The sequence below is a fragment of the Glaciecola siphonariae genome (assembly GCF_042652645.1).
GTDB classification, from domain to species: domain Bacteria; phylum Pseudomonadota; class Gammaproteobacteria; order Enterobacterales; family Alteromonadaceae; genus Glaciecola; species Glaciecola siphonariae.
Map to the genome: position 1 here is coordinate 295,746 of NZ_JBHSGU010000005.1, position 12,884 is coordinate 308,629.

At 44.9% G+C, this 12,884-nt stretch carries 10 protein-coding genes; 7 read left to right on the forward strand and 3 right to left on the reverse strand.

What is annotated here, in order from left to right:
* Positions 1 to 59: 59 nt before the first annotated feature.
* Both ACFO4O_RS12490 and ACFO4O_RS12495 read left to right on the forward strand, forming a co-directional pair.
* Entirely contained in the window at positions 60 to 2,642 is a 2,583-nt protein-coding gene (locus tag ACFO4O_RS12490) for a response regulator (RefSeq protein WP_382409021.1), read from the forward strand.
* 378 nt (positions 2,643 to 3,020) lie between these two features.
* Positions 3,021 to 4,070 carry a LacI family DNA-binding transcriptional regulator gene (locus ACFO4O_RS12495; protein WP_382409023.1) on the forward strand — a complete coding sequence of 350 codons (1,050 nt, stop codon included), beginning with the start codon at positions 3,021 to 3,023 and terminating at the stop codon, positions 4,068 to 4,070.
* 150 nt (positions 4,071 to 4,220) lie between these two features.
* Here ACFO4O_RS12495 and ACFO4O_RS12500 read toward each other — a convergent pair whose 3' ends face one another.
* The 3 genes from ACFO4O_RS12500 to mrcB form a co-directional block, all read right to left on the reverse strand.
* Positions 4,221 to 5,459: an ammonium transporter gene (locus ACFO4O_RS12500; RefSeq protein ID WP_382409024.1), complete on the reverse strand. Its 1,239-nt coding sequence runs from the start codon at positions 5,457 to 5,459 to the stop codon at positions 4,221 to 4,223.
* Between the two features lie 26 nt (positions 5,460 to 5,485).
* Positions 5,486 to 5,824 carry a P-II family nitrogen regulator gene (gene glnK / locus ACFO4O_RS12505; RefSeq protein WP_382409026.1) on the reverse strand — a complete coding sequence of 113 codons (339 nt, stop codon included), beginning with the start codon at positions 5,822 to 5,824 and terminating at the stop codon, positions 5,486 to 5,488.
* 265 nt (positions 5,825 to 6,089) lie between these two features.
* Complete coding sequence (gene mrcB / locus ACFO4O_RS12510; RefSeq protein ID WP_382409028.1) at positions 6,090 to 8,402, reverse strand: penicillin-binding protein 1B; 2,313 nt, start codon at positions 8,400 to 8,402, stop codon at positions 6,090 to 6,092.
* Positions 8,403 to 8,550: 148 nt separating this feature from the next.
* On the opposite strand from mrcB, the gene ACFO4O_RS12515 reads away from it, so the two are divergent.
* From ACFO4O_RS12515 to ACFO4O_RS12535, 5 genes are all read left to right on the forward strand, one after another.
* Entirely contained in the window at positions 8,551 to 8,814 is a 264-nt protein-coding gene (locus ACFO4O_RS12515; protein ID WP_382409030.1) for a DUF6489 family protein, read from the forward strand.
* Positions 8,815 to 8,853: 39 nt separating this feature from the next.
* On the forward strand, positions 8,854 to 10,629 hold the full coding sequence (gene phaC, locus ACFO4O_RS12520) for a class I poly(R)-hydroxyalkanoic acid synthase (RefSeq protein WP_382409032.1): 1,776 nt from the start codon (positions 8,854 to 8,856) through the stop codon (positions 10,627 to 10,629).
* A gap of 409 nt (positions 10,630 to 11,038) precedes the next feature.
* Complete coding sequence (phaR, locus tag ACFO4O_RS12525; RefSeq protein ID WP_382409034.1) at positions 11,039 to 11,464, forward strand: polyhydroxyalkanoate synthesis repressor PhaR; 426 nt, start codon at positions 11,039 to 11,041, stop codon at positions 11,462 to 11,464.
* A gap of 187 nt (positions 11,465 to 11,651) precedes the next feature.
* Complete coding sequence (locus ACFO4O_RS12530) at positions 11,652 to 12,410, forward strand: phasin family protein (protein WP_382409036.1); 759 nt, start codon at positions 11,652 to 11,654, stop codon at positions 12,408 to 12,410.
* Positions 12,411 to 12,454: 44 nt separating this feature from the next.
* Positions 12,455 to 12,799, forward strand: coding sequence for a phasin family protein (locus ACFO4O_RS12535; protein ID WP_382409038.1), 345 nt, complete (start codon positions 12,455 to 12,457; stop codon positions 12,797 to 12,799).
* The last annotated feature ends 85 nt before the right edge of the window (positions 12,800 to 12,884 follow it).

Here is a 12,884-nt window from a genome sequence, read left to right on the forward strand (position 1 = left end):
ATTAAACTAAAGTATAGAATTATTCGGGGTTAACCTTGCAACATCATCCAATGATCAGATTGGCCATATGGTCTTTTGCCCTTTTTTGCATAGGATTGTCGAGCTTTGCCGCCTATTCCTTATGGCGCAGCGAGCGCACCGCCACCGAGAGCGAATTTGTAGAGGAAAGCACCGAACTTAATTATCGTTTGACGACAAAACTCAACGACATTGTGCAAATTGCAGTAAACAATGCCTTTTTAGCGGCCAATAGCCCGCTTCTGTCGCAAAGCCTCAACACGCAATCAAATATTGCGCCGCTGAAACAAGCATGGCAAAACATGTTTTTATCAACACCGAGCCTCTACCAAATCCGCTACCTCAATGAAGTCGGCGATGAGATCTACCGCATGGAGCGTGCTAAAGGCGAGCTCGTTTGGATTGATGAGGACAACCTGCAGGCAAAAGGTGAACGCGATTATTTTCAAAAAGGCATGCTGGGCAGCGAACTGATATACGTGTCGGCCATTGATTTAAATTTGGAGCAAGGGGCAATTGAATTGCCATATCGTCCTACCATTCGCGCGACGGCAAAATACTACGATGGAGAAGTATTGTCTGGACTGGTAGTACTCAATTTTGACTTACGCGCAGCATTTGCGTTTTTCCAGCAGCAGCAAGCACGTTTAGAGCATTGGGTAGCAAAAGACAGTGGCTTCTTTATCTCAACGCCTTCACAAAAAGAATGGGGTTGGTTAATAGAAGAGCCTACATTTAACATCAATAATGTATTTCCCGATTATGCCAATTTAGCCTCACTTAACGAGCTCTCAACATCGCAACTACGCGAACAAGACCGATTTGTTAGCGTATCTAATATTGAGCCGCCCATAAGCAACGTGCGGCTTGAGGAAAGTCGCTTTTGGGTGTTTTCAGTGATGAGCAAGTCTGCGCTGAACAAACTTGAATCGCTCTGGTGGACCTTAGTGATAAGCTTAGCTGTTGTCTGTTTTGTGATTATTGCAGTAGCCCGTTACGTAACCATGCTAGTAAAGCGCATGAACGAAAGCCAAATACTGGCCTTGCAGTTGGCAGAAGATGCGCAAGCCTCAGAGAAAGCCAAAGCTATGTTTTTAGCGCAAATGTCTCATGAAATACGCACTCCAATGAACGGTCTGTTCGGAATGCTGCAATTAACCTATGGTGAGCGCGATCAGCAAAAAATCAATCATAACCTCAAACACGCTATGCGCTCTTTTGAAGGGCTAAAACGCATTATTGATGACATTCTCGACTTTTCAAAAATTGAGGCCGGTAAATTAGAACTCGTTCAGCAGCGTTTTGGACTGGATGTTGCCTTGCGCGATACTGCCCAGATCATGGGCCGTGCGGCGTATGGCAAAAACGTTGATATGTGGATAGACATTGACCCAAATTGTCCTAGGGAAGCGATTGGTGACGTAATTAGATTAAATCAAATCCTATTTAACCTAACAAACAACGCCATCAAATTTACCGAAGAGGGCGAGATAAAACTCATCGTCAAACTGCTGAGCGAGACTAACGATAAAATCAACCTAGGGTTTGTTGTTAAAGATACCGGTATTGGTATGAGTGAAACGCAAGCGGCCGAGGTGTTTAGCGCATTTACACAGGCGAGTACCGATACGCATCGAAAATTTGGCGGCACAGGTCTTGGTTTGAGCATTGTAAAACAGCTCATTAACCTGATGGGCGGTACCATTAGCGTAAGCAGTGAAAGCGCAAAAGGCTCTTTGTTTTCGTTCGATATTTGGCTCAACAAAGCGCCCAATGCCAAACTCTTCAGTCAACCGGAAGTTGGCAATGACAGTGGCTATATCGAAGCCGTTTTAATTACCCCATCGGAAGTCGCGCTGACCATTTTAAAACGAAGCTGCTCCACGCTTGGCTGGATTTCTAGCGCGTTACCATCTTTGAGCGAACTCAAGACACTGCGAACAGGACAAAACGCACAGCGCCAAGTGATTATTATCGACGATAAAACAAAACTAACAGCAAACGACTTCGTTTTACTTAAACGCTACAAGCAAGAAAATGAGAGCACCGTGAGTGTGCTCATTGCTAAAGACGGCAACTTTACCATCAGCCAAGCTGACAAAACTGCGTTCGACAGCATTGTGTCGAAACCCTTCACGCCCTCAACACTGTATGACGCAGTCGTCTCCTCCACAGGTAGCGACAACCTGCGCCATAAGCCGCAAGGCAACATTGTTGACGTCACCAGCAGTAGCTTGAAAAGCAATCATATATTGATTGTAGAAGACAATGAAATTAATCAGATGGTTGCCGCTACCATGCTAGAGAATGCTGGGGCGACGGTTGCGCTGGCCAACAACGGTAAGCATTGCCTTGAGATGCTAGCCGCGCATCCGGGAGCTTTTGATGCCGTTTTGATGGACGTGCAAATGCCCGAAATGGACGGGATTGAAGCTACCCGCTTTATTCGTCAACAGTCTATATATGACAAGGTGCCCATTATCGCATTGACGGCAAACGCAATGGAGCAAGAGCGAAATTCATGTATTGATGCAGGTATGCAGTCGCATGTGGCCAAACCTATCGATAGGGCCGAATTAATTCAAACGATTATGCGCATGATACACGACTACACTGCGCGCTAATCATGGCTTGTCCCTAGATTCCAAACGCTGACATTGCTGGCGCGACATACCGACACGCCACATCATATCGTGTTACTTAAACTTAAATACGATTCGGCGTTCTTCGAACGATTCGAGAAGTGAATTCATAACGAAATCCCTATATTGCAATTTACCCGTAAGAAACATATTAGTTTCTTTTTTCTATAGGCAATATATGAGTTGCTTTATTAAGCTTTAAGCATTTCGGTAGCAAAAAGAAGTTAATATGTTGCTTTATATGAAAGAAATAATGCTGCTTTTAGTGGTAATTAAACTTTTATAATTCAAAAAAGGATGCAACAATTTTTAACATCTTACGTCAGTACATCGGCGAACATTTTATAAAAGGGAGCATTGGTGGCTGCAAAAAAAGCGACTATTAAAGATGTAGCGGCTTTGGCACAAGTATCGATAAAAACGGTGTCGAGGGTGATTAACAACGAACCTAGCGTAGGCGAAAAGACCAAACAGCGAGTGATCGATGCCGTTGACAAGCTAGACTATCAGCCTAATTTGGCGGCACGAAATTTAGCGGCCACGCGCACCTATGCCCTTGGCTTTGTATACGATAATCCTAATGCGTACTACATCATTGATATGCAAAATGGGATCTTAAGCGAGTGCCGTGCAAAGGGCTACGAGCTGGTGATCCATCCATGCAAATCAGACAGCTTTAATATTGTAGAAGAGTTAACCAATATGGTGAGGCGCTCACAACTCGCTGGCATTATTATATCGCCGCCACTGTCTGAAAATGCACAGCTTCTGAATGCTCTCGAGCAGCAGAGCATTCCTTTTGTACGCGTTATTTCAAAAGGAGATGAAACGCCGAGCGCTGCGCCTTGCGTGATGATAGACGACCGTACGGCAGCTTTTAAAATTACCGAACATTTAATTAAGACAGGTCATCGTAACATCGGCTTTCTAAAAGGCGATGCCTCGCATATGTCAAGTCAACAGCGTGAACTTGGCTTCATGGATGCACTGAATAAGCATGATATAAAGTGCACGAGCGATTACCTTATTGAAGGGCAATTTACCTTTGAATTTGGTACCAAAGGCGTAAATCAATTACTTGATTTGTCACAACGCCCGACGGCCATATTCGCGTGTAACGACGAGATAGCCGCCGGCGCGCTGTTCGCGGCAAGGCTAAGAGGGGTGAACATACCTGATCAGTTGGCTATCGCAGGATTTGAAAACAGTCCGTTTTCTCGACAGACCTATCCGAAAATTACCACGGCGGCACAGCCTACTGACGAAATTGCGAAGCTAGCCACCGCATGCCTGATACAGCATATTAAGTCAGATATGGTGTATGTTGCGTCAAGCCATGAAAGCACTACATTTACACCTGAATTAATCGTGAGGGAATCGACATACATAGCATCTACTGGCGATGCATAACAACACCGAAAGTGCTAACGCTCGGATATAAAAAAGCCCCGCAAGTGCGGGGCTGATATTGTCCAACTGTCGTTGGTAGCTACTGTTTATTGCTTGTTGTTATTGTTTTTATTCTTATTATTACAGTAACCGTCTCCCTTCAAAATGGTTTTAAGAGCGCGACTGTGAAAAGTCAGGATAAGCTTCTAAGCCACATTCGCTTAAATCTACACCTTCAAACTCTTCTTCATCGCTGACTCGCACGCCCATTACAGCTTTAATAGCGACCCATACAATTAAGCTTGTCACAAATACCCAAACAAAAATTGTCACGGCACCAATCAACTGACCCGAGAAAGACGAATTGTCGTTTGTAAATGGAACAAGTAATAGTCCTAATAGACCCACTACACCATGCACTGAAATCGCACCAACTGGATCATCGATTTTAAGCTTATCAAGCGTGATGATGCTAAATACTACCAATACACCACCGATGGCACCAAATAAGGTTGCCTGCCAAGCCAATGGGGTTGAAGGCTCTGCGGTAATTGCAACAAGACCTGCCAATGCACCGTTTAAGGCCATTGTGAGGTCGGCTTTACCGAACATAACGCGCGCTAGTAATAGTGCGGCAACTGAACCACCGGCCGCTGCTGCGTTAGTGTTCATAAATACTACGGCTACTGAGTTTGCTGACTCTACAGAAGCGGTCGCAAGCACTGAGCCACCGTTAAAGCCAAACCAGCCCATCCACAGAATGAATGTACCTAGAGTAGCAAGAGGCAAGTTAGCACCTGGGATGGCGTTTATTTTACCATCGGCAGTATATTTGCCTTTACGAGCACCGAGTACAAGCACGCCGGCTAATGCTGCTGATGCGCCAGCCATGTGCACGATGCCTGAACCCGCAAAATCAGAGAAGCCTAAGTCGCCAAGGGTATACATACCAAATACTGGGTTACCGCCCCACGTCCACGAACCTTCCATTGGATAGATAAAACCAGTCATTACCACGGTAAACAACAAAAATGACCATAATTTCATGCGCTCAGCTACCGCGCCAGAAACGATAGACATTGCGGTTGCAACAAATACAACTTGGAAGAAAAAGTCAGCAGATGGCGCATAAGTCGCAGCGTCTTCAGCAACACCCGTTGCGCCGTCGCCATTAATGCCGGTGAGTAAGTAGTCGCCGCCATACATGATGGCATAGCCGCAAATCATATACATGATGCACGCTATCGAATATAGCGCGATATTTTTAGTTAGAATTTCAGTGGTGTTTTTGGCGCGCACTAGGCCCGCTTCTAACATCGCAAAACCTGCGGCCATCCACATAACAAATGCGCCACAAATCAAAAAGTAAAAGGTATCTAATGCATACCCGAGTTCAAATGTAATTTCCATGTTCATTCTCCAAAAAGGTTAAAGGCCTACAGCGCGTCTGAGTCTGCTTCGCCGGTACGAATACGCACCGCTTGCTCAAGGTCGTATACAAACACTTTTCCGTCGCCAATTTTGCCGGTTTTTGCGGCACCAACAATGGCTTCGACTAAACGTTCTACTTGCTCGTCTTGAACGGCAATTTCAAGTTTTACCTTGGGCAAAAAATCAACTTGATATTCTGCGCCGCGGTAGAGTTCTGTATGTCCTTTTTGACGTCCAAAGCCTTTTACCTCTGTGACGGTTAAACCATCAATTCCAATTTCAGAGATTGCTTCACGAACATCATCAAGCTTAAAAGGCTTAATGATTGCAGTGACTAATTTCATAGGTTGCTCCTGCTAGATTGAATGTATTGCTAAGTGGGTTTGACTTACACGGTGCAATACAAAAGCAGTGCCAAGTGCTTAAGCGCTTATTTTTCAGTGAGTTAAGCAATAGAGTATGAAGTATGCTCGAAAAAAACGCACCATTGCGGTGCGTTTGAACCAAATTGGACTGCTTACTCAGCGCGCTTTTTTCATTTTTAGCGCCCTTGTTACCAGCAAAATACGATCAGGCAGATACTGTCAGGCAGATCGTACCGGGCAGCCATTACCATCCGAAAAGCCGCTCTAAAAACGAACGCTCTTTTTTAGGTGGTTCAGGCGGATTGTCTTTTAAGGCTTGGCAGGTCAGTGCTTCACCGAGCGCATCTTTGATTGCCGGCACACTAACCAAATTTGGGCAACCGGCTTGAGTCAGCACGCCAGTATCTTGATTAAAATGCGCGATGGTAAGGGTTGACGGGAAACTGCGCGACAGCGTTTTAGGCGAATTTAGCTTTTGAAATGCCGCGAATATAGGCAAAGCACCGCTGGCTCCTGACATGTTGACCGGCGTGTTGTCATCGTGCCCAACCCACACAGTCGTGACCAAATTGCGATCAAAACCACTGAACCAGCTATCGCGATAGTCGTCGGTAGTGCCGGTTTTTCCGGCCATGTTGAGCGAACCAAATGCTGCGCCAAGTGCCTTGGCAGTACCCTCTTTGGTGACTTTATGCAGTGCGTAGTTTACTAAGTAGCTGGCATCTTCGTCGGCGCGGCGCTGAAAGCTATCGGTGCGCTTCCAAATGAGCTGATTATCGTGGGTGCTAACTGCATTAAGCGCATGTAGAGGTTTGAGCACCCCGGTATTGCTGATCACCTGATAAATCTGGTTCACTTCCAAAGGCGATAGCTCCACAGCACCTAACGCTAATGAAGGAAGTGGCTCCACAGTTTTGTTGTAACCTAAACGCTGCAGGGTTGCACCGACTTCATCAAAACCTATTTGGGCTGCCAAATTTACGCTCGGCACGTTGTAAGACATTACCAAAGCATCTAATAACGAAACTTCGCCGCGAAAGGTCTTGTCGGCGTTTTGTGGGCGCCATTTTTTACCTTCTCTATCGTCAAACTCAACCGGTTCGTCGACTAAACGCGTGGCCAAATGAAAATCATAGGGGTTTTCAAGGGCAGCTAAATACACAACCGGTTTAATAAGCGACCCAATTGGCCGATAGGCGTTTAGCGCACGGTTAAACCCTGCAAACTCTGCTTTTTTTGAGCCAACAATGGCTCTTATTTCACCACTGGCAATATCACTCACCACCATGGCAGCTTCTAGCGCCGGCAGGTTGCGTGCTTGAGACTGACGCGCCACTGTAGTGCTGAGCGCTTCTTCAGCCCTACGTTGGGCGTTAATATCAAGCGTAGTATAAACCTTTACGCCCGATAGCCTTGTTTCGGCGGCAGGCACCACCGAATACAGCTCATCACGCACTTTGTCCATAAAAGCAGGATGCTGACCTGAAGCTAAGCTCGGACTTGAGGAGGTAACGAGCGGCGCGTTAACGGCGCGCTCATATTCACTTCGCGACAGATATTGCCCGTCAAATAATATCCGAAGCACGAGGTTTCTGCGCTCAAGGGTGCGGTCTTTGCGTCTAACCGGATGATAAAAAGACGGTCCTTTTACCATGCCCACTAAGGTCGCGATTTCGGTGATGTCTAGCTCAACAAGCGGCTTGTTAAAATAAAAATGGCTCGCTAGACCAAAGCCATGCACTGCTACGGCTCCGTTTTGCCCCAAAAACACTTCATTAATGTAGGCATTTAAAATTTCTTCTTTACTGTAACGTGCGTCTATCACAATCGCCATTGCCGCCTCGCGAAGCTTGCGAATATAGCTTCGTTCTCGCGTTAGATAGAGATTTTTTACCAACTGCTGGGTAAGCGTGCTGCCACCCTGCACAGTTCGCCCTGCCACAATATTGGCAAATAAGGCCCTGACTATCGACAGCGGAGCGATGCCGTGATGCTCGTAAAAGTCGTTATCTTCTACCTGAATAAGTGCGACTTTCAACATCTCGGGAATATCAGCATCCTGCATGAGCATGCGGTCTTCTGATAAACCGCCTACTAGTCGAGAAATTAGCCATGGCTCAAGCATCACGCTGCGCGCGTTTTCTTTACTATCGAGCAAGCGCAGCTCATCAATGCGTTCACCCTTCCAGTTAATCTTTAAAATACGTTCAGGTGCGCTTAAATCGGCGTACTGGAACGCTCGTCGGTAGATTGTAAGGGTGTTTTTACCAACACTAAATTCGCCTACCGCAGAGGCGTTAGCGACTTGCCGATAACCAAGCAGCGCAAGCTCGTCTTTTACCTCGGCAACGTTAATTTCTTGCTTTAATGTAAGCCGCAGCGGCCGCGCATAAATTTGTGCTGGCACCTCCCACTTATTGCCGGAAAACTGTTTTTTAACTTGCGCATCGATATACACCAAATACGCCGCCACAATAATGAGCATAACAAAGGCAAGCTTGAAGAAATGGCGTTTAAACCAAGCAAAGGGAGAGTATAAAATAGCGGAAATTTTCAAATGTTAAACATACCTATATAACAAAGATTAAGAAACCAAGACGCCAGCGCATTGTAGCAAAACCTAAGCTGATACATTAGTCGAAAAGACTAGACATTGTTCAGGCAGATGCTTAGGCTGAAAGTTCAACAAATGAGCATTAAGGCTGATGATGAAAGTAACCATAGATTTTGACCTTACACCTGCTGAAGCCCGAGAAATCTTCGGACTGCCGGATTTTAGCGGCTTACATCAATCTTTAACAGCAGACATGTTAAAAAAATGCCAGCAAGACCCACAAATGGCCTTTGATACTTTTATAAAGCCTGCAATGGAGCAAGGAATAAGCGGGTTCTCGGCCTATCAAAACCTAATGGCGAGCTTTATGAATCCCCGAGCGGCGAAAAGCGGCACCGGAACAACGAAAGAATAACCCACTACAGTGTGAAACACCTCACAAAAGGATATTAGCATGGGCACTGATGAAGCTGAAATTTTGGCTTATCTCGACAAGTACGCCACCGTATTTAACAAAATGGCGCAAGACATATTAAGCCGCGCCAATAAAGAGGGCATTGACGCCTATCCTAACCCTTTTAATCAGGAGCGACTTGAGCACCTACTTAGCGGTGAGACTAAAATTGATGCCAATAAATTGATGCAGCATCAGTTTGCCTATATGCAAAAGCAGTCTGAATTATGGCAACAGGCCAGTAAGGTCATGTTGGGCGAAGCGGTTAATGCGCCAACTGACACGGCTAAAAAAGACCGTAGATTTGCGCACCAACAGTGGGATGAAAATCCGGTTTATAAGTATATTAGAGACTCTTATTTGATTAATGCTGAAATGGTAACCAATATGGTCGACAGCATTGAGTTTAACGACCCGAAAGCAGCTCAACAGGCTAAGTTTTTTACTCGCCAATATGTTAATTCTCTCTCGCCTACCAACTTTGTATTAACCAATCCTGATGTATGCGAAGAGATTTTAGCCACCAAAGGACAGTCGCTTGTTAAAGGCATGCAGGCTTATTTAGAAGACCTAGAACAAAGCCCCCTTGAAGCGTTTAAAATGCGCCAAACCGATGCAGACGCCTTTACACTCGGAGAAAACTTAGCTTACAGTGCAGGTAAGGTAGTGTATCGAAACGAGCTAATGGAGCTTTTGCACTACACGCCAAAGTCAAAAACCCAGCACAGCATTCCGATGTTGATTACCCCGCCGTTTATTAACAAATACTATGTGCTCGATTTAGAAGAAAAGAAATCGATGGTGCAAGGGCTGCTAGATAGCGGTTACAGTGTGTTTATGATTTCATGGGTGAATGCCGAAAGCGAGCTCGCCGGCAAAGACTTTTTTGACTACATGCGAAAGGGGCCGCTTGAAGCCATTGAGGTGATTAAAGAAATAAGCGCTCAAGATAAAGTTAACCTGACTGGTTTTTGTGTAGGCGGCACCCTTGCTGCGGTGAGCGCCGCTTATCTACGCGCCAAAAACGATGCTAGCATCGCCTCACTTACGCTTTTAACCACCTTGCTTGATTTTTCAGAGCCTGGAGAAGTTGGTAATTATTTTTCAGAAGATATGCTGCCCATGATTGAGCAAAATGCCCAGATGAAAGGCGTTTTTGACGGGCGAATTATTGCCATGAGTTTCAGTCTACTGCGAGAAAACGCCCTGTTTTGGTCCTTTTTCATTGATAACTATCTGAAAGGCAAAGACCCTGCTCCTTTTGATATTCTGTATTGGAACAGTGATTCGACGAATATTCCGGCCGCATGTTTTAAGCAGTATTTGCACATGACTTACTGGGAAAATGCCTTAAAAGATCCAGGCAAAATAGTGGTCGACGGCGTAGCTATTGATTTTGGCAAGATTGATATGCCTACCTACTTTCTTACCACCGTAGCCGACCATATTGTGCTATGGAAAGGCGCATATGCGGGCACTAAACTTGTGTCGGGCGACGTTAGATTTGTATTAGGTGGCTCAGGACACATTGCCGGGGTTATTAATCCAACCAAAGGCGGTAAATACCCACATTGGGTGAATGACGAACTCGGTGATACACCTGAACAGTGGCTCGTAGGAGCAAGCGAGCAGAGCGGTTCATGGTGGCAAGATTGGCATGCTTGGTTAAAACCCTCTGCTGGCAAACGCAAAGCGAGCCTGAGCCCGGGCGCGCATGAAAATTACCCGAGTCTGGATGATGCTCCAGGAAAATATGTGCTCAAACGCGTAGAATGACCCTATCAGACGCTGCACTGAAAAATGGCGGAGCTTTTTTGGGGAATGCATCAACGGTCGTCTTATGGTGCGTTTGTGCGATGGCGCGTTGCTGCGTTGTAGAGTTGTTGCGTTGCTGCATGTGTTCATGCGCCCGATTCAAGTGCTATACTCCAAAAAGAGAGAGCGCATGGTTTGTAAGCAAGTTTCTGTTTTACGGTTTTAGGTAACATTTGCCTTACTAATACCGCTTATGGTCTTGTTAGTTTCTAAGTTTCTGGTTTTTGCCTTTTGTTTTTTAGCTAAGGAGCAATCAGCATGCTCTCACATCAGTTTTTTATCCGTTAAATTTTTTACTCATGAGATTTGTTGCTCATTAAATGTTGTTCATTAAATGTTGCTCATAAAATAATAAAGGCTATCTGCACACGTGATCATTATTAAGAAGTATCCCAATCGACGCTTGTACGACACCACAAAAAGTCAGTATGTGAACCTTGAATACATTAAAACGCTGATTAATGAACGTGATGAGTTTTGCATTGTTGACTCAAAAACCGAAGCCGATATTACTAAGAGTGTTCTGCTACAAATTATTAGCGAGTCTGAAACTAATGAGCATCAGTCGTTATTAACCGACGCTCTGTTGAAAAGCCTCATTCGTTTTTACGACAGTGATATGCAGATTTACGTGCGCCAGTACCTCGAACAATCGCTGGTTCAGTTTATTGAGCAACAAGACAAAATGCAGGGCATGATGAAGAATATGGTCGATAACTCGCCTATGGGAATTTTTACCAAAATGATGGAAAAGAACCTCGAGGCATGGCAGTACGACAAAAGTCGTAAGAAGTAAATACGCTATATAAAACAAACACTTGAACATACTTCCTCTGCTCGATAGAGTATTTTCATAAAAAAATGTTGCACTGCAACAAAATATCTCTTGATCTTTCCCATAGATTGACTATTATTTGAACATTCGCGATGTTGCAGTGCAGCATATTGTGATTTCGCACCCTATAATATTCAATGAGGTCAAAATGATGTTTGGTAACTTGTCTCAACAAATGAAAAAATCTACACAACCAGTCAGTACTTTGCTCGAAATGAATGCGAAAACTCTTGAGCTTGTATCTGAGCAACAAACCGTATTTTTTTCAGGCTTAATGTCTGATTCGAAAAAACTCCTAGCATCTTTGGGCTCGCAAAGTGAGCTAAACGGTGTGTTGGCGGCGCAGTCTGTATATGCAGAATCAGTGCGCGAGCGGTTTACCAGTGCATCAAAAAATACTTACACCGCTATTTCAACGATGAATAGCCAAGCGGCGAGTGTTATGAAGAGCGCACTAGAGCTTGCGGGTGAAGATGCCAAACAGGCGGTCTCGTCTGCCATGACAGCAACTAAAGCGCCTGTCAAAGCGAGCACAAAAAAAACAAGCGTTGCAAAGCCAACTGCTGCTAAAAAATCTGTAAAGGGTAGTGCTGTTAAAGCAAGTGATACTAAGGCGCAAGCTGCAAAGACACTTGAAAAACCTGCGGCCTCAACATCACAAGCTACAGAAAGCAAAGCAAGCACAAAACCTGTTGCTAGAAAAGCGAGCGTTAAAAAAGCGCCCGCTAAAGCCACAACCACGCGCAAAGCTGAGGCGGTAAGCGCCAAGGCTGTAAAAGCAGAAGCACCAAATAAAACAACACAACAACAGGTTAGTAAACCTGTTATTGAAAAGACTCGTCCTCAAAAGGCGGTCGCCCAGTTGAGTCCTGCCGACGTGAAAGCAGACTCAAGCAAAAACGCATAACGCAAAAAAGCTTATATCTACCTTTAATATTTTGGAGAAAAATAATGATTGAACAAATGAACGAACAACTTAAAGAATCACTAAAGCCTGTTACCGAGCTTGCCTCTTTAAACATGAGTGTTTTACAAGAACTTGCTGAAAAGCAAAACGCTTTGTTTACCACCTTATTGTCGAGCGGTGTGTCTTTTGCAGAAACAGCCGGTCAGCAAAAAGATGTGATGAGCCTTGCAGAAGCTCAAAAAGCATATCTTGAGACGCTTCAAGAAACCATTACAACGTCGGCTAAAGAGACTTACACGCTAGTGAGCGGCGCGCAGCAAAAAGCGGGCGCCATGATCAAAGACATTAGCGAAGAAATGACTTCAAAAATGACTGCTGGCGCTAAATAAGTACTGGCATATTAACGTCATTTTTGATTCGGTAAACGTCTTAAATGTGCTAGCATCAAGAGGATTTTGATGCTGTTAAAAAACT